The organism is Achromobacter sp. CSND-B12 (assembly GCF_052906545.1).
Window position 1 is genome coordinate 3,374,656 of the sequence record NZ_JBREGJ010000001.1, and the last position, 16,186, is coordinate 3,390,841.

At 68.8% G+C, this 16,186-nt stretch carries 15 protein-coding genes; 7 read left to right on the top strand and 8 right to left on the bottom strand.

Annotated elements, in window-relative coordinates; translation table 11 throughout:
* Nucleotides 1-43: 43 nt before the first annotated feature.
* Entirely contained in the window at nt 44-1,060 is a 1,017-nt protein-coding gene (locus ACUTAG_RS15885) for a hypothetical protein (protein WP_020925564.1), read from the bottom strand.
* A gap of 172 nt (nt 1,061-1,232) precedes the next feature.
* On the opposite strand from ACUTAG_RS15885, the gene ACUTAG_RS15890 reads away from it, so the two are divergent.
* The 5 genes from ACUTAG_RS15890 (at nt 1,233) to ACUTAG_RS15910 (ending at nt 5,214) form a co-directional block, all read left to right on the top strand.
* Nucleotides 1,233-2,030, top strand: coding sequence for a fused MFS/spermidine synthase (locus ACUTAG_RS15890; RefSeq protein ID WP_187378289.1), 798 nt, complete (start codon nt 1,233-1,235; stop codon nt 2,028-2,030).
* A 130-nt stretch (nt 2,031-2,160) separates the two neighbouring features.
* The gene (locus ACUTAG_RS15895) at nt 2,161-3,069 is read left to right on the top strand and encodes a DUF4261 domain-containing protein (RefSeq protein WP_148317758.1); all 909 of its coding nucleotides are present in this window, start codon (nt 2,161-2,163) and stop codon (nt 3,067-3,069) included.
* Nucleotides 3,070-3,360: 291 nt separating this feature from the next.
* Nucleotides 3,361-4,038, top strand: coding sequence for a CsgG/HfaB family protein (locus ACUTAG_RS15900; RefSeq protein ID WP_020925561.1), 678 nt, complete (start codon nt 3,361-3,363; stop codon nt 4,036-4,038).
* Between the two features lie 11 nt (nt 4,039-4,049).
* The gene (locus ACUTAG_RS15905) at nt 4,050-4,562 is read left to right on the top strand and encodes a DUF4810 domain-containing protein (RefSeq protein ID WP_058665431.1); all 513 of its coding nucleotides are present in this window, start codon (nt 4,050-4,052) and stop codon (nt 4,560-4,562) included.
* Nucleotide 4,563: 1 nt separating this feature from the next.
* Nucleotides 4,564-5,214, top strand: coding sequence for a DUF799 domain-containing protein (locus tag ACUTAG_RS15910; RefSeq protein ID WP_006388126.1), 651 nt, complete (start codon nt 4,564-4,566; stop codon nt 5,212-5,214).
* 66 nt (nt 5,215-5,280) lie between these two features.
* On the opposite strand, the gene nadB is transcribed toward ACUTAG_RS15910, so the two are convergent.
* The 3 genes from nadB to ACUTAG_RS15925 form a co-directional block, all read right to left on the bottom strand.
* Entirely contained in the window at nt 5,281-6,837 is a 1,557-nt protein-coding gene (nadB, locus tag ACUTAG_RS15915; RefSeq protein ID WP_148317756.1) for an L-aspartate oxidase, read from the bottom strand.
* A 37-nt stretch (nt 6,838-6,874) separates the two neighbouring features.
* On the bottom strand, nt 6,875-8,011 hold the full coding sequence (gene nadA / locus ACUTAG_RS15920) for a quinolinate synthase NadA (protein WP_148317754.1): 1,137 nt from the start codon (nt 8,009-8,011) through the stop codon (nt 6,875-6,877).
* A gap of 185 nt (nt 8,012-8,196) precedes the next feature.
* Nucleotides 8,197-9,435 (bottom strand): MFS transporter, encoded by a 1,239-nt coding sequence (locus ACUTAG_RS15925; protein ID WP_446650247.1) that lies wholly within the window; start codon nt 9,433-9,435, stop codon nt 8,197-8,199.
* Between the two features lie 113 nt (nt 9,436-9,548).
* Between ACUTAG_RS15925 and ACUTAG_RS15930 the strand changes: the two genes are divergently transcribed.
* Nucleotides 9,549-10,496 (top strand): LysR family transcriptional regulator, encoded by a 948-nt coding sequence (locus tag ACUTAG_RS15930; RefSeq protein WP_049055319.1) that lies wholly within the window; start codon nt 9,549-9,551, stop codon nt 10,494-10,496.
* An 18-nt stretch (nt 10,497-10,514) separates the two neighbouring features.
* Here the strand turns inward: ACUTAG_RS15930 and ACUTAG_RS15935 are convergent, their stop codons facing one another.
* On the bottom strand, nt 10,515-11,447 hold the full coding sequence (locus ACUTAG_RS15935) for an N-carbamoyl-D-amino-acid hydrolase (RefSeq protein WP_172561415.1): 933 nt from the start codon (nt 11,445-11,447) through the stop codon (nt 10,515-10,517).
* Between the two features lie 471 nt (nt 11,448-11,918).
* Between ACUTAG_RS15935 and ACUTAG_RS15940 the strand changes: the two genes are divergently transcribed.
* Nucleotides 11,919-12,986 (top strand): ornithine cyclodeaminase, encoded by a 1,068-nt coding sequence (locus ACUTAG_RS15940; protein ID WP_148317751.1) that lies wholly within the window; start codon nt 11,919-11,921, stop codon nt 12,984-12,986.
* Between the two features lie 30 nt (nt 12,987-13,016).
* Here the strand turns inward: ACUTAG_RS15940 and ACUTAG_RS15945 are convergent, their stop codons facing one another.
* The 3 genes from ACUTAG_RS15945 to ACUTAG_RS15955 all read right to left on the bottom strand — a co-directional run bounded on the left by ACUTAG_RS15945 (nt 13,017) and on the right by ACUTAG_RS15955 (nt 16,002).
* Nucleotides 13,017-14,126 (bottom strand): YcjF family protein, encoded by a 1,110-nt coding sequence (locus ACUTAG_RS15945; protein ID WP_006387245.1) that lies wholly within the window; start codon nt 14,124-14,126, stop codon nt 13,017-13,019.
* A gap of 65 nt (nt 14,127-14,191) precedes the next feature.
* On the bottom strand, nt 14,192-15,022 hold the full coding sequence (gene panB, locus ACUTAG_RS15950; protein WP_020925550.1) for a 3-methyl-2-oxobutanoate hydroxymethyltransferase: 831 nt from the start codon (nt 15,020-15,022) through the stop codon (nt 14,192-14,194).
* 62 nt (nt 15,023-15,084) lie between these two features.
* Nucleotides 15,085-16,002 (bottom strand): LysR family transcriptional regulator, encoded by a 918-nt coding sequence (locus tag ACUTAG_RS15955; RefSeq protein WP_006387247.1) that lies wholly within the window; start codon nt 16,000-16,002, stop codon nt 15,085-15,087.
* Nucleotides 16,003-16,186: the final 184 nt, after the last annotated feature.

Here is a 16,186-nt window from a genome sequence, read left to right on the forward strand (position 1 = left end):
GGCGCGGGCGATGCCGCTCGGCATGCCCGCGCCGCCGCCTGGTTCAGGCCGCGGCGGTCGCGGCGTCGCCGCCTTCCATGCCGCCGACGCCAACTGCCGCGCCGCCGCCGTCGATGGCCTGGGCCGTTTTTTCGGCCTCGGCCAGGGCGTCGCGGACTTCGGCGACCTGCTTCTGGGCTTCCTTGTCGTGCTGCCGCAGCTTGCTCTTGAGCATGGCGAGCAGTTCCTTCATGGCCCGGATGGCATCGCGCACGGCCTGGGCGTCGTCCTGGCGGCGCTGGGCGGCCTGCGGCTCGTGGCGGGATTCGGTGGGGGCGCCGGCCTTGTCGTTCCGGTCGCCGGCCGTGTCGGTGTCGACGGACGCGGATGCGGCCTTGGCGGCGTCCGCCCGGGCCGCGGCGGCGGCGCCTTGCGCCGCGGTGTCGGCCGCGGGTGTGTCGGCCGTATCGGCGTCGCTGTCCAGCGCCGTGTCGCTGGCGGCGGCATAGGCCGCCAGGGCGCGGGAGGCGGCGGTCGTCGGCGTGGACGCGCCGGCGCCCGTGGCATCGGCGCCTTCGGCCGTGCCGGCCGGCGTGCCGTTGGCGTCACCCGTGGCCGGGGCGCCGCTCGCGCCATGCACCACGGGCGCGGCCGCCGCGCCCGGCGACGCGCCGGCCGCCTGCACGCCGCCGCTGTCCTTGAGGGCGCTGGCGGCCTGGCCGAGTTCGCCGGCCAGCTGGCGCAGTTCACGCAGGATGGCCTTGGCCGCGGCCTTGCCCAGGAACATCAGCATCTTCTTGAGCGTGTCGATGCGCTGCTTGATCTGCGCGACGCGGGCGCGTGCCAGGTCGTGGCGCGACTGGGCCGCGTCGGTGGCCATCTGGAAGGCGGCCTTGCGCGCCTTGGCCGCGCGCTCGAGCGCGTCGTCGCTGAGGATCACGCGGATTGAGACCGGTTTGTCCGCGGGCTGCGCGGCGTCCCGGTCCCGCGCCGCATCCGCGTCGCGCCTGGCGGCGGCAGGGGCGTCGTTGCTGGCGGTGGCTGTGGTCGGAAGGAGGGTGTCGGTGAGCAGGGACTGCATGGAGGATTCCGGTAAGGCGGGACACATGGCGTCGCGGCCGGCCGATGGCCGGCGCTGCGACGGCGAGGTGACACGACATGTACGGCAGGTCGATGCGCATTCTTTAACCGCGCCGGGCAGGAATCCGTCTGACACTGCCGCGCTGCCCTGCGGCGGTGGTATCTTCTGCCCCATGTCCGTCCGTGATTCCTCCCTGTCCCTGTCCAGCGCGCCGGTGGCGCAGGATGCCGCCAGCGCCGCCCTGCCCGCGGCCCAACCCTATGTGCACGTGGCGGGCACGACGCGCACCCTGCATTTTTCCGACAAGGTCATCCAAAGCCGCATGTCGACCCTCAGCCCCGATGCGCTCGACCTCGAGTACACGCGGATGATGATGGGTTTCGTGCTGTTCGCGCCGGCGCCCGCGGACATCCTGATGGTGGGGCTGGGAGGCGGGTCGCTGGCCAAGTTCTGCCATCGCTACCTGGCGCATTCGCGCATCGAGGTGGTCGAGATCGATGCGGGCGTCATCGCCTTGCGCGATGCATTCATGGTGCCGCCCGATGGCGAGCGTTTCAGGGTGGTTCAGGCCGATGCGGCCGACCATCTGCGCGGCCTGCGGGACGCCGCCGACGTGCTGCTGCTGGACGGCTTCGACGACGCCGGCATCCCTCCCGCCCTGTGCTCGGCGGACTTCTACGCGGATTGCCATCGCGCCCTGCGCGACAACGGCATCCTGGTGATCAACTTCCATGTGAACCATCCGCTGCACCACGCCTACCTGGACCGGGTGCGCGCCGCGTTCGGCGGCGCCATGTTCGAGGTGGTGGACGATGACATGACCAACAGCATCGTGTTCGCCTGCAAGGGCGACCTGCTGGATGATCCGGCGGCGGCCGACCTGAAGCGGCCGGCGGTCATTCCCAAGGACGCCTGGCGCCAGTTGATGCCCACCCTGCGCGTCATCGGCGCGACGCGCGAACTGAAGTGACGCGGCGCGGTTTTCCGGCGTCCGCTAACGTCCGGTAGCGCGCGGCGGGGGTTTGTTGCACATGGCGAGCCTGCGTCCGTAGCCGCCTTGCTAGCATCCACGCTTTTCCCGCACCGCCAGGATCCTTTCCATGAGCATCTTCTCCCGTTTTTTCGGTCGCGCCGAATCGTCCGCCGACACCGTCGCCCTGACGGCCAATCCCGACATGAAGGATGGCCCGAGCCTGCAGGTCGTGTTCGCCGCGCCGCTGGCGCCGCAGGCCGATGCGCTGGCGGCGGCGCTGCGCGCCTATCACCCCGAGATGCGCGAGGCGCGCGCGGAGATCGAACCGGACATGCCGGAATTGCTGGCCCTGGTCGGCTGGGGCAAGCACGTGGTTCGCCTGGTGGGTTTCAACGCGCCCTTCCCCCAGGATGCGCTGGAGGCGTGCGTGGCGCCGGCGCACTATCCCGCCGAGGTCAAGGAGCAGGTGCGCGGCCACGTCAGCCATGTGCTGCTCTACTACGCCGGCTTCGAGACGGACCCGCTGGAGCAGTACGTGGCGCTGGCGGCGGTGGCCGGGGCGCTGGCTGGATTGCAGGCCGTCGCGGTGTTGAACGAGGATGCCCATACGTCACTGCCGGCGGGGGTGTTCTCGCGCGAGTCGATGGGCGACGAAAGCCTGGAACTGCTGCGTTCGCTGCCCTTGAACATGCTGTACTGCGGCTTCGTGAAGTACGAGGTGGAAGGCGTGCAAGGCGTGTGGATGCGCACCTATGGCGCCGGCCGCTTCGGGCTGCCGGACTTCGCCGTGCTGGCCGAGGGCCATCACCAGGGCGAGCAGTATTCGAACATGTTCAACAACATCATGGCGTACGTGCTCGACAGCGGCGCCGAGCTGGCCGCCGGCCACACCATGCAGATCGGCGAGGACCGTTACATGAGGCTGCGCGAACCGCTGGAGGCCGAGTATTTCCTGCACGGCCCGCAGGCAGTGCTGGTGACGGAGATCATCGACGCCTCGCAGATCAACAAGCCGGCCGACGCCCAGGACGACTGACGGACGTACCGGCCGGCTCTTGGGGCAACGGTTCGAGAGGGGGCGCTCATGAGGGAGCGCGCCCCGGCAAAAAGAGGGCCGGCACGGTGCCAATGCCCGAAAAATCTGACTCATCCGTACGCGGAGCGTTGCAGATGGCCGAGGTTGGTGGTTTTTAGGACGAAATAACCTGCTTTTCTATATCAATTCTAATTATTACGACTGTATGTAATTGTATATACTCACTGCCCGATTCCATCATTTCACGCTTCGCCCGCCACGGATCGAGTGCCGGGTCTGCAGGAGTAAGGCATGTTGAGCAAGGCAGTAACGCTTGGCGCGGTGACGGTCCTGTCACTGCTGGTGGCCGGTTGCGCCACCGAACGTTCCCAGTCGGTCGCGGTACCCGCGGTCGCCGCGGCCAGCAAGCCCTACCAGGGCGTGCGCAGTCCGATCTCGGTTGGCAAGTTCGACAACCGCACCAACTACCTGCGTGGCGTGTTCTCCGACGGCGTAGACCGCCTCGGCGGCCAGGCCAAGACCATCCTGGTCAGCCATCTGCAGCGCAGCGGCCGGTTCCAGGTGATGGACCGCGACAACCTGTCCGAAATCGCCCAGGAAGCGGCGTTCAACAAAAAGGCCAGCCAGATCAAGGGCGCGCGTTACGTCGTGACGGGCGACGTGACGGCGTTCGGCCGCAAGGTGACGGGCGACCATCAGCTGTTCGGCATCCTCGGCCGAGGCAAGGAACAGGTGGCTTACGCCAAGGTCGACCTCAACGTGGTCGACGTGACGACCTCCGAGGTGGTCTATTCCGCGTCGGGGGCGGGCGAATACAGCCTGTCCAACCGCGAAGTCATCGGCTTCGGCGGCACCGCCGGCTATGACTCCACGCTGAACGGCAAGGTGCTGGACCTGGCGATCCGCGAGGCCGTGGATCGTCTGGTCGATGGCATCGAGCAAGGCGCCTGGCAACCGGTACAACCCTGATAGGTATTCCAATGTCGAACAATCTGGCGAAGGCGCGCCCGCGGGCGCTCGCGCGCATGGGGCGCGCCATGGCGGTGGTTGCCGTGGCGGGGTTGCTGGGCGCGTGCGCGCAGCAACCCAAGAGCATGTACAGCTGGCAGTCGTACCAACCTTCGGTCTACGCCTATCTCAAGGACGATGGCGCCGACTACGCGGCGCAGAGCCTGGCGATGGAAAAGAACATCGAAACCGCGCGGGCGAGCAACGCGCAATTGCCGCCGGGCTTCCGCGCGCATCTGGGCATGCTGTACCTGAAGCTGGGTGATGGCGCCAAGGGCCTGGAACAGCTGGAAGGCGAGAAGGCGGCCTTCCCCGAATCCAAGCCGTTCATGGATTTCCTGCTGCGCAATGCCAGCAAGATGGCGGACAACGCCGCGTCGGCCGCGCCGTCCGAGCCCGCGTCGGCCGCACCGTCGGCGGCGCCCGCCGCGCCCGCCGCCCCGCCCACGCCGGCCAACGCACAGCCGGCCAAGAAAGGAGCCTGAGATGAACACGATCATGCGTATTGCCGTGTTGGCGCTGGTCGCGCTGTTGGCGGGTTGCGCCGCGCCGCAGCGCAATGTGGACTATGCCGCCTTTCGCGAAAGCAAGCCGGCATCGATCCTGGTGCTGCCGCCGCTGAACACGTCCGTGGACGTGGCGGCGGGCGCGGCGGTGCTGGCGCAGGCGACCATGCCGCTGGCGGAATCGGGCTACTACGTCGTGCCCGTGGCCGTCATGGAAGAGACCTTCAAGCAGAATGGCCTGACCAACGCGGACGAAATCCACGAGTTGCCGGCCGCGCGCCTGCGCGAGATCTTTGGCGCGGATGCCGCCTTGTACATGACCGTCAAACAGTACGGATCGAGCTATGCGGTCCTGTCCAGCTCGATCACGGTTTCGATCGACGCCGCGCTGGTGGACCTGCGCACGGGCGCCAAGCTGTGGGATGGCAGCAAGGAGGTCGTGCAAGCCAGCAACAGCAGCGGCGGCCTGATCGGCATGCTGGTGCAGGCGGTGGTGGATCAGGTCGTCAATACGCTCTCCGATCGCAGCTATGGCGTCGCCGGCATGACGAACAACATGCTGCTCAGTGCCGGTACTTCCGGCGGCATTCTGTACGGCCCTCGCTCGCCGCGCTACGCCGCCCAACCCTGACCAGAGCTTGCCGGACCACGCTGCCCTCGCCCCGTTGACTACGGCGCGAGGGCAGTGTCGCAATCATCATGGCCGATAGTTGCGGCGTGGCATGGCACGGCTTGCCGGCGGGGTCGAACGGTCAGGCCAGTCCTGGTTGAAATGCGCGCCGCGGCTTTCGCGGCGATCGCGCGCGTCGCGCACCGTCAAATGGGCGACCAGGGCCAGATTGCGCAGTTCCAGTCCTTCCAGGCTGTCGTCGAGATGGTCGCGGGCATCGAGCGCGCGGCGCAAGGCGGTGATGTGGTCGGCGGCGCGCCGCAGCGAGGCATCGCTGCGCACGATCCCCGCTTCGAGGGTCATCAAGGCGCGCAGCGATTGCCGCAGCGGGGTGGCGAAGGCTGCCGCCGATGTGTCGCGGGCCGGCACCGCGCAGGCCGGGGTGTCGACCCGTATCCTTGCGGGGCGCGCCAGGATGTCGCGGGCCGCGGCGCGGCCCGTGACGACGCATTCCAGCAGTGAATTGCTGGCCAGTCGATTGGCGCCGTGCAGGCCGGTGCAGGCCGCTTCGCCCACCGCGTACAGGCCGGCCACGCTGCTGCGGCCGCGGGTGTCGGTGGCGATGCCGCCGCAGGTGTAGTGGGCGGTCGGCGCCACGGGAATGGGCGTGGTGGCGATGTCCAGTCCCAACGCCAGGCAATGCGCGTGGATGGCGGGAAAGTGCGCCAGCAGGAATGCGCGCGGGCGGTGGCTGATATCCAGGTAGACGCAATCGAGCGCGTGGCGCCGCATTTCGGCATGGATGGCGCGCGCGACGATGTCGCGCGGGGCCAGTTCGGCGCGGGGATCGTAGGCCGGCATGAAGCGGCTGCCGTCTGGCAGGCACAGCCGTCCGCCCTCGCCGCGCACGGCTTCGGAGACCAGGAAGCCGTCGGCGAGCGGGTGATGCAGGCCGGTGGGATGGAACTGCATGAACGCCAGGTTGGCGGTGCGGGCGCCGGCGCGCGCGGCGATGGCGATGCCGTCGCCGGTGGCGCCGGATGGCGCGGTGGTGGTGGCGTAGACCTGGCCGGCGCCGCCGCTGGCGATTACCACCTGGTCGGCGGAGACCTCGCGGCGCAGGCGCCGGTCCAGGTCCAGCAGGCGCACGCCGCGGCAGCGGCCGCCGGGCGGGTCCAGCAGCAGATCGACGGCGCAGTGGCGCTCCAGCACCGTGATGGCGGCAAGCCGGGTCACCTGCTCGCCCAGCGCCGTCATGATGGCGCGGCCGGTGGCGTCGGCCGCATGCGCGATGCGGCGTTGGCCGTGGCCGCCCTCGCGGGTCAGGTGCAGCGCCTGGCCCTCGGTCGTGAACGCCACGCCTTGCGCCTGCAACCAGGTGATGGCCGCGCGCGCCTGGTCGAGGATGGCGCGCGCGGCCGCCGCGTCGCACAGGCCGGCACCGGCATCCAGCGTGTCGCGCAGGTGCGCGGCCACGCTGTCGCCCGGCCCCAGCGGCGCGGCAATGCCGCCCTGCGCGTGCGGGCTGGCGCCGGCATGCAGCGCGCCCTTGCTGACCAGCGCAACCTGCCGGTGCGGCGCCAGTTCGAGCGCGGCGGCCATGCCGGCCAGACCGCTGCCGATGATGATGACGTCGAAATGCATGACGGGACCTCGCAGGAAAAGCCGATGGCCACGCGCTTCAGGCCGGGCCGACCCGCTGGAACAGCGCGCCATCGCGCGCCAGGTCGCCGCTGGCCCGCACCGCACGCTTGCGCGCCTGGGCAAAGTCCAGCATGCGATCGATCGGCGCTTTGGCGCGCCGGGCCAGCGCCGGGTCCAGCTCGATCTCGTTGATGCCGTGCTCCAGGACGTTCGCGACACCGGCCAGTCCGTTCATCGCCATCCAGGGACACTGGGCGCAGCTCTTGCAGGTGGCGCTGTCTCCCGCGGTGGGCGCCGCCAGGAAATGCTTGCCGGGCGCCCGTTGGCGCATCTTGTGCAGGATGCCCTGGTCGGTGGCGACGATCAGGCGCCGCGTATCCAGTGTCCGCGCGGCCTCGATCAGCTGGGTGGTGGAGCCGATCACGTCGGCCTGCGCCAATACCGGGGAAGGCGATTCGGGATGCGCCAGCACGCGCGCATCGGGGTACTGGGCGCGCATCAGCGCCAGCTCGGCGCCCTTGAATTCGTCGTGCACCAGGCATGCGCCCTGCCACAGCAACATGTCGGCGCCGGTCTGTTGCTGCACATAGTGGCCCAGGTGCCTGTCGGGCGCCCACAGGATCTTCTCGCCGCGCGCATGCAGGTCGGCGACCAGGTCCAGCGCGATCGACGAGGTGACGACCCAATCGGCGCGCGCTTTCACCGCGGCGCTGGTGTTGGCGTAGACCACCACGGTACGGTCGGGATGCGCGTCGCACCAGGCCGCGAAGTCCGGCGCGGGACAGCCCAGGTCGAGCGAGCAACTGGCCGCGAGATCCGGCATCAGCACGCGCTTGCCGGGGCTGAGGATCTTGGCGGTGTCGCCCATGAAGCGCACGCCCGCCACGACCAGCGTCCCGGCGGGGTGGTCGCGGCCGAAACGGGCCATTTCCAGCGAGTCGCCGACGCAGCCGCCGGTGGCTTCGGCCAGTTCCTGGATGTCGGCATCGACGTAGTAATGCGCCACCAGCACGGCGTTCTCGCGGGCCAGCAGCGCACCGATGCGGCTTGCCGCCTCGGCGCGTTCGGCGGCGGAAAGGGGGGCGGGCACCCGGGTCCAGGCCTGGCCGACGATGCCGGGCTGGCCGGCGCCGGGCAGGTCGAATTCGACGAAATGCGTGGGATCGGCGGTCATGGCGAAGGTCCATAGCGTATAAATGCTCAATATGAGCATTTATGGATTAAAAAAAAGGCGACTTATGTTTTTTTTGAGCATAAATCAGATCGCCAGGATTTTCACCCGTGTTTTCCCGAGGCGGCCTTCGCACGGCGGGGGGCGCGAGCGCGGCGGGCCGGACGACCCACCGCGCAGCGGCAACCTCAGGCCGGGCAACCGGCGCGGTCACGGCGCGGGCGCCGGGCGGACCACACGCGTAGCAGCAACGCGCCGACCGCCGCGGTCGTGGCGACCACCGTGACACCGATCCAGCCCCAGTGTGCCAGCGCCAGGCTGCCCAGCGCCCCGCCGGCGGCCATGCCGATGAACACGCTGACCATCAGCACCGCGTTGAGCCGGCTGCGGGCGCCGGGATCGATGCCGTAGACGATGCTCTGGTGCGCGATCAGCGCCACCTGGATGCCGAGGTCGAAGCCGATGGCGCTGGCGGCGATCAGCCACAGCGCGGCTTGCGTCGACAGCAGCGGCAGCAGTGCTATGGCCGCGAACGAAACCGCGGTGAGCGCGGCGCCCAGGCGGCTGACGGCGTTGGGGCCGCGCCGGTCGGCGTAGCGGCCTGCCAGGGGCGCGGCCAATGCGCCCGCCGCGCCCGCCAGGCCAAAGGCTCCGGCGGCGGCGGCGCCCAGGTGGAACGGCGCGCCGTGCAGCATCACCGCCAGGGTCGACCAGAAGGCGCTGAAGCCGAGCGACAGCAGTCCCTGCGCGAGCGCGGCGCGTCGCAGTTCGCCATGCTGGCGCCAGAGTCGGGGCAGCGAGCGCAGCAATTCGACGTAAGGCAGCGCGGTGGTCGGCGCGAACGTCGGCAGGCCGCGCCACAAGGCCGCGCCCAGCGCCAGGATCGAGAGCGCCGCGACCAGGAACATTGCGCGCCAACCGAACTGTTCGGCGACGAACCCGCTGACGACGCGCGACAGCAGGATGCCCAGCAGCAGTCCCGTCATCACCGTGCCCACGATGCGGCCGCGGTGGGCGGCCGGCGCCAGCGTGGCGGCCGCGGGGACGATGTCCTGCGCCAGGGTGGCGGACAGGCCGATGGCGAAGCTGGCGGCCAGCAGTACGCCGATGTCCTGCGCCAGCGCGGCCAGCAGCAAGGCGGTGCTGAGGGCGCCCGCCTTGATGAGGACGATGCGCTTGCGGTCATAGCGGTCTCCAAGCGGCGCCAGCGTCAATATGCCAAACGCATAACCGAGCTGAGTCAGCGTGGGAATCCAGCCCAGTTCGCCGGTGCCGGCGCGCAGGTCCGCGCCGAGGATGCCAAGCATCGGCTGGTTGTAATAGAGGGACGCGACCGCGAGGCCGGCGCCTATCGCCAGCAGCAGCACCAGCCGCGCGGAAAGCTCGTGGAAAGCGGGGGCGGCGTGCGCCCGGGTATCGGAGGTCATGGGGGGAATCCGTTCAGAATGGCGCACCGTCATGTGCGTATGGCGCAGATTCTGAGCGCACCGAGCCGCCTTGGGTAGCCGGCTTGGGGGTAGATCCGTTATACGATACGCGTATGAGCACCCCTGCCCTTGCCGTCGCGACCGGCACCGACCGCATGTTGTTGATCGAAACCTTCGTGCGCATCGTGGAGGCCGGCAGTCTGTCGGCCGCCGCGCTGCAGCTCGGCGGCACGCAACCGACCGTCAGTCGTCGGTTGCAGCTGCTGGAGCGCACCCTTGGGGTGCGGCTGTTGCAACGCTCGACCCACGCCATCCGCCTGACGGAGGATGGCCAGCGCTGCTACGAGCGTGCCCGGGAGCTGCTGGCGACCTGGCAGTCGTTCGAGAATGACGTGCGTGGGGCTGGCGAGGAACTGGCGGGCACGCTGCGGGTGGTGGCGCCGCACGCGTTCGGCCAGAACCAGTTCGTCGAGCCCTTGGCGCAATACCTGCGCCAGTATCCCCGCATGCGGGTCGAATGGCTGCTGCATGACCGCGTGCCGGATTTCATCGCGGAGAATATCGATTGCGCGATCAAGGTCGGGGCGGTGCAGGACCCTTCCGTGGTCGCGCTCAAGCTGGGCGAGGTGCCGCGCAGCGTGATGGCGGCGCCGTCATTGCTGGATGGCGGACCCGTGCCCGAGCATCCGTCGGAACTGGCGCGCCTGCCATGGCTGGCGCTGCGCACGTTCTACCGCAACGAGGTGAGCCTGACCCACGTGGAGACCGGCGAGGTGTCCCGCTTCGAGATCCAGCCGCGCCTGTCCACCGATGGGCTGTATGCCTTGCGCCGCGCGGCGCTGCTGGGCCTGGGCGTGGGCATCGCGTCGGCGTGGGCCTTGCGGGATGAACTGGCCAGCGGGCGGCTGGTGCAACTGGCGCCGGCCTGGCGCGCCGCGCCCCTGCCCGTCTACCTGATCTATGCGCCTTCGCGATTGCAGCCGGCCCGCCTGCGCCGCTTCATCGAGGTCATGCGCGAATACCTGCCGGCCGAACTGCGGTCCGGGACCGGGCAGGATTAGGGCCGGCCGCCACGGCGGTCAATCCGGCCGGGCGGTGGGCAGGGGATCGCCGGCGCCGGTGCGTTCGACGATCAGCCGGTAATGCTGCGGGCTGCGGTGCTTGGCGAAATTGAAGACGTGGTCGCGGAAGGCCTGGCCCAGGCCGAGGTCGATGCGGGCGGTAATGACTTCGTCTTCCTCGCTGCTGGCGCGCGCCACGATTTCACCGGACGGCGCCACGATCATGGAACTGCCGATCATGTGATGGCCGTCCTCGTGGCCGCACTTGGCCGCGGCGCCGATCCAGACCGCGTTCTGGTAAGCGCTGGCCTGCAGCACGATTTCGTGCGTGGTGGTGCGCAGGTGCGCGGGCTCGTCCCAATGGATATTGAGTGACGGCGTGTTGTAGCCCAGCACGATCAGCTCGGCGCTCTGCAGCGACATGACGCGGTAGGTTTCGGGCCAGCGGCGGTCGTTGCACAGGCACATGCCGATCCGGGTGCGGTCCATTTCCCAGACACCGAATCCCAGGTCGCCGACTTCGAAGAATTTCTTCTCCAGATGCTGGAAGGGGGCGTCGGGCTTGTGGTCGGAATGGCCTGGCAGGTGGATCTTGCGGTATTTGCCGATGATGCGGGCGTTGCGGTCGACCAGGATGGCGCTGTTGAACTGGCGGCCTTCGGGGGTGAGTTCGGCATAGCCCAGGTAAAAGCCCACGCCCAGTTCCCGGGCCGTGTCGAACAGCGGCTGCACGTCGGCGTTGGGCATGGATTTCTCGAAGAAACGCTCGACCGCCTCGGCGTCGTCCATCCAATAGCGCGGAAAGAACGTGGTCAGCGCCAGTTCGGGGAACACCACGAATTCGGCCTTGCGGCCGGCGGCCTCCCGCAGCATCTCGACCAGGCGCTTGACCACGGCCTGGCGGCTGTCGGCAAGATTGACGGCGCCCATCTGGGCGACGGCCAGGCCCATCTTGCGGGCGGGGGATGCATTGCTCACGATATCGATCTCCAGGTCCGCTCAAGGCATGCTGCATGCGGGCGGTGTGTGCGTTATGGGGCGCGCGGGCGCGCCGGAAGCCGTCCCGACGCGTCGCCGCAGGCTCAAGCATGCATGTGCGGGCGGGAAACGACAAACCCGGCGGCGGCGGCCGCGAAGCGGCTCGCGGGTGCCGCGGCATCGCGCCAAGCGCTTGATATGTCGACGTATTTGCCCCATTGCGGCAGGAAATCGCGTCCGCCATGCATAACGCGCAGGCATGAGCGCCATGCATATTTCTATATCCGGGCAGCCTGGATCCGGCGGCGCCGCGGCCGGATTGCGACAAGTGGCATCGGCCGTTGCCAGAATGGCAAGTTCGCCGCGTTTTGTGTGGAAAGTGGACGCTAGGCATTGACCGGCCCATCGGCCAGAATTTCCCTACCGATACATCAGGGGAAAATAATGACGACACTGCTCACCACCACCGACGTCGCGAAAATCGTGGCCGCGCAGGGCCCGCGCAAGGTATTCGAAGACCTGCTGGATTATCTGCTGGCCGATTTCCTGCGCTGGCAGGAGTTCGACAAGAGCGCGCGCGTCGCCAGCCACTCGGCGGCCGGCGTGATCGAACTGATGCCCACCGCCGACCACGAGCTCTACAGTTTCAAGTACGTCAACGGCCATCCGGGCAATCCGCTGGCCGGGCTGAGCACGGTGATGGCCTTTGGCGCGCTGGCGCGGGTCAGCACCGGCGAACCGCTGCTGATCAGCGAACTGACGTTGACCACCGCGCTGCGGACCGCCGCCACCTCCGCCCTGGCCGCGCGCGCCCTGGCGCGTCCGGGATCGCGCCGCATGGCCTTGATCGGCAATGGCGCGCAAAGCGAGTTCCAGGCCCTGGCATTCCATCACATCCTGGGTATCGACACCCTGCATCTGTATGACGTTGACGGCGCCGCCACCGACAAGCTGGCACGCAACCTGGCGGGCGTGGCGGGGCTGCGCCTGCGTCGTTTCGACAGCATTGCCGCGGCCGTCGCGGGAACCGATATCGTGACCACCGTCACGGCCGACAAGGCCTACGCCACCATCCTGACGGCCGATATGATCGAGCCGGGCATGCACATCAATGCGGTGGGTGGCGACTGCCCCGGCAAGACCGAGCTGCACGCGGATGTGCTGCGCGCTGGACCGGTGTTCGTCGAGTACGAGCCGCAGACCCGCATCGAAGGCGATCTGCAGCAGATGCCGGCGGACTTCGCCGTGACCGAACTGTGGCGCGTGCTGACGGGCCAGTGCGCCGGGCGTGGCGATGCCCGCGACGTCACCCTGTTCGACTCGGTCGGCTTTGCGCTGGAGGATTTTTCGGCGCTGCGCTGGCTGCGCGACAGCGCGCTCAAGCACGGCATCGGCACGCGCGTCGAAGTGGCGCCGCAACTGGCCGATCCGAAGGATCTGTTCGGATTGGTGCGTGCCCGCCAGACCACCGTCCGGGTGGTCCGCGACACGCAGGCGCTGCTCAGGGACTGACGCGGGACGTGGCGCGCCGCGCGCGGGCTGTCACGGTTTCATGCGCTGCTTCAAGGCCTGGGTGATCATCGGGATGTCGAGATCCTGGCCCGGATGCTTCTGGCAGAAGTCGTACAGCACCGCGACATAGGCGTTGCCCAGCAGTTTGGTGATGGCACCGGCGGTGGTGGCGGCGATGGTGCCGCCCACGGCGCTGCCGGCGCCGGGGATGAACTTGAGCAGGCCCGATACCACCGAACGCCCGACCAGCGTGGCCGCCGACGCGCCCAGCGAGGAAGTGACGAGCGTGCTGATGGCGGCGGTGTTCAGCTCCATGCCGAAGGTGATGCCGATCTTGGCGATCATGCCGACCTGGATCGGCACCAGCGCCACCGCATCGGAAAACGGAATCGGCGCGGCGGCGGCGGACGCGGCCAGTCCGGCCGCGATGTTCACTTCTATTTCAGCCCGCTTTTTTTTTACTTCCAGCGCTTTCTGGTTGCGGGTCGATAGCGCATTGGCATAAGCGCGCTGCTGTGATTCGGGGATGTACTGGGCGGTGGCTTCGATCAGCGCGTCCAGTCCCATCGGCGGCAGGTCCGCGTCCAGTTCCTCGATGCGTTCGGGCAGCGCGCGTACCGCCACCACCTGGCGCGCGCGCGGCAACAGGGCGCGCGCCTGTTCCAGGAAAGGACTGTTCTTGCGCGCCTTGGTGAGCACGACGATAACCGGGATGCCGGCGTCGGCCAGCAGGGCGCTCAGTTCGATTTCGGCGTCTTCGACGCGGTGGCCGCTGTCCTGGATGCACAGCCAGGCGGCGTGCAGGTGCCGGTCCTGGTCATCCGCGGCGGAGCGTTCGCGGATCAGGTCGGCCAATTGCTGGCGTGAGCGGGCGTAGTCGCCCACTTCCAGGCCACGGGTGTCGATGATGGTCAGGGGGTGGCCGGGCCGCGAGAATTCCTGCGTGGTCTGGGTGACCGGCTTGCCGGCGCCTGTCTTGGCCAGCTCGCCGCGGAACACGGCGTTGATGAGCGTGCTCTTGCCCACGCCGGTCTTGCCGGCCACCAGGATGTTGACGCGTCCCGCGCCGCGCGTGGCGGTGCTGATCGCATCGGCGATGGCGTCCTGCAATTGGGGCGTGTCGTGGCGGGGCGGATTCATGGCAGGCGGCGGGCGCGGGAAACAGGCATGGCTTGATTCTAGCGATAAAAGCGCGCGGGCCGGATTCAGCCGTACAGGTGCTGCGACTCGGGAAAGCGGCGCGCGCGCACGTCGGCGGCGTAATCGCGCGCGGCCGCCTGGATGCGGTCGGCCAGGGTGTCGTAGCGTTTGACGAAGCGGGCGGTGCGCTCGAACATGCCGAGCATGTCGTCCACCACCAGCACCTGGCCGTCGCAGCCGGCGGAGGCGCCGATGCCGATCGTGGGGCAGGCGATCGCCTCGGTGATGGCCAGCGCCAGCGGCTCGACCACGCCTTCGATCACCACGGCGAAGGCGCCGGCCTCGGCAACCGCCGTGGCGTCGGCGGCGATGCGGGCGTATTCGGCATCGCCCCGGCCGCGGGCGCCATAGCCGCCAAGGATGTTGACCGCCTGCGGCGTCAGGCCGATGTGCGCCATGACCGGAATGCCACGCGCCGACAGATAGGCGATCGCCGGCGCCATGGCCTGGCCGCCTTCCAGCTTGACGGCGCTGGCGCCGGTTTCCTTCAGGACGCGGGCGGCCGAACGGAAGGCCTGCTCCGGGCTTTCCTCGTAGCTGCCGAACGGCATGTCGACCACCACCAGGGCCTGGCGCGCGCCGCGCACCACCGCGGCGCCGTGCGCGATCATCATGTCCAGCGTGACGGGCACGGTGGACGGCAGGCCGTAGATGGTCTGCGCCAGGCTGTCGCCCACCAGCAGCGCGTCGCAGTGCGGATCCAGCAGTTCGGCCATGCGCGCGGTGTAGGCGGTGAGCATGACCAGGGGTTCGGCGCGCTTGCGGGCGCGAAATGCCGGGGCGGTCATGCGGCGCGGCGCGCCGGCGGCGGAATTCAGGGTGGCGGTAGTGGACATGCGGGCTCCTGGTATGCGGCGCGCAAGGCCCGTGGACGGGCGCCGCGCGCGGCACAGGTATATCACGGCGTGGCGTCCGGCGCTGCCAGCAGCGCCGCGCGCATGTCTTCCAGGAAGGCCGCGGCGATGTCATCCAGGTGGCTGCGCCGTTTGGCCACCATGCTGATCTCGACGTCGTAGTGATAGGCGTCGGCGTCCAGCGCGTGCAGCAGGCCGGCCGTCACGTAGGGCGCGGCGTAGTGCTCGGGCAGGTAGCCCAGGTGCGCGCCCGACAGGATCAGGATCAGCGCGGCCTCCATGTTGTCGGCTTCCGAGGTGATGTGGCGCGGGCGGCCGGCGAACGACGATTCCGGCAGTGGATAGGTGCGCCAGGTCCAGTCGGCGTCGGCGATGTCCGCTTCGGTGACGCGGCCGGCGCGCGCCGCCAGCGGATGGCTGGCGCCGCAGTAGGCGACCTGCCTTTCCTGGAACAGCGGCGTGTAGTCCAGCATCGGCACGCGGTGCAGGAAATAGCCGATGGCTACCTGCATTTCGTCTTTCAGGATCAGTTCCTCCAGTTCGCGCGGGCTGCGGATCAGCACCGACAGGCGCACCGCTTCGTCGCGCCGGCGGAATTTCTCGATGGCGTGGCCGATGCGCGCGTTCTGCGCCATGGTGGCGTTGCCGATCAGGCCAAGCGTGAGGTTGCCGACCAGTTGCCGGTGCATGTTGCGCGCCTGCGCGCTGAAGTCGTCCAGCGAGGCCAGCGCGCGCCGCGCCAGCTTGTCGAAGCGCTGCCCCTTGGCGCTCAGGCGAAAGCCGCCGCGGCCGCGTTCGCACAGGGTGAAACCCAGGCGGGTCTCCAGCGTGGCCAGTTGGCTGCTGATGGTGGACTGGCCCACCCCCAGCAGCGCCTGCGCGGCGGAGACGCCGCCGGCGTCGACGATGGTGAGGAAGACGCGGATCAGGCGCAGGTCGAGGTCGGAAACGTTCGAGAGCATAGGGTAATCACCGACAAAACATCGATGAGCATCGATGTGAATTTTCCGAACTAGGCATGGATGGAAAAAGCCCGGATTTCTATTATTCCACCCGGGTTGTCGATTCGATGCAAGGCCGGCGCTGGCGCCGGCAAGCGCGCGAACCGGGGTCTGGAAGGATGCTTTTTCCAGATTCACTTCTATT

What these genes read in the sequence shown, in the direction of transcription:
- ACUTAG_RS15900 (WP_020925561.1), top strand. Translation starts at nt 3,361, where the DNA reads ATGTTGAGCAAGGCAGTAACGCTTGGCGCGGTGACGGTCCTGTCACTG.
- nadA (WP_148317754.1), bottom strand. Translation starts at nt 8,011, where the DNA reads ATGACCGCCGATCCCACGCATTTCGTCGAATTCGACCTGCCCGGCGCC.
- ACUTAG_RS15945 (WP_006387245.1), bottom strand. Translation starts at nt 14,126, where the DNA reads ATGAATCCGCCCCGCCACGACACGCCCCAATTGCAGGACGCCATCGCC.
- ACUTAG_RS15890 (WP_187378289.1), top strand. Translation starts at nt 1,233, where the DNA reads ATGTCCGTCCGTGATTCCTCCCTGTCCCTGTCCAGCGCGCCGGTGGCG.
- ACUTAG_RS15955 (WP_006387247.1), bottom strand. Translation starts at nt 16,002, where the DNA reads ATGCTCTCGAACGTTTCCGACCTCGACCTGCGCCTGATCCGCGTCTTC.
- ACUTAG_RS15885 (WP_020925564.1), bottom strand. Translation starts at nt 1,060, where the DNA reads ATGCAGTCCCTGCTCACCGACACCCTCCTTCCGACCACAGCCACCGCC.
- ACUTAG_RS15930 (WP_049055319.1), top strand. Translation starts at nt 9,549, where the DNA reads ATGAGCACCCCTGCCCTTGCCGTCGCGACCGGCACCGACCGCATGTTG.
- ACUTAG_RS15905 (WP_058665431.1), top strand. Translation starts at nt 4,050, where the DNA reads ATGTCGAACAATCTGGCGAAGGCGCGCCCGCGGGCGCTCGCGCGCATG.
- ACUTAG_RS15895 (WP_148317758.1), top strand. Translation starts at nt 2,161, where the DNA reads ATGAGCATCTTCTCCCGTTTTTTCGGTCGCGCCGAATCGTCCGCCGAC.
- ACUTAG_RS15935 (WP_172561415.1), bottom strand. Translation starts at nt 11,447, where the DNA reads ATGGGCCTGGCCGTCGCCCAGATGGGCGCCGTCAATCTTGCCGACAGC.
- nadB (WP_148317756.1), bottom strand. Translation starts at nt 6,837, where the DNA reads ATGCATTTCGACGTCATCATCATCGGCAGCGGTCTGGCCGGCATGGCC.
- ACUTAG_RS15940 (WP_148317751.1), top strand. Translation starts at nt 11,919, where the DNA reads ATGACGACACTGCTCACCACCACCGACGTCGCGAAAATCGTGGCCGCG.
- panB (WP_020925550.1), bottom strand. Translation starts at nt 15,022, where the DNA reads ATGTCCACTACCGCCACCCTGAATTCCGCCGCCGGCGCGCCGCGCCGC.
- ACUTAG_RS15910 (WP_006388126.1), top strand. Translation starts at nt 4,564, where the DNA reads ATGAACACGATCATGCGTATTGCCGTGTTGGCGCTGGTCGCGCTGTTG.
- ACUTAG_RS15925 (WP_446650247.1), bottom strand. Translation starts at nt 9,435, where the DNA reads ATGACCTCCGATACCCGGGCGCACGCCGCCCCCGCTTTCCACGAGCTT.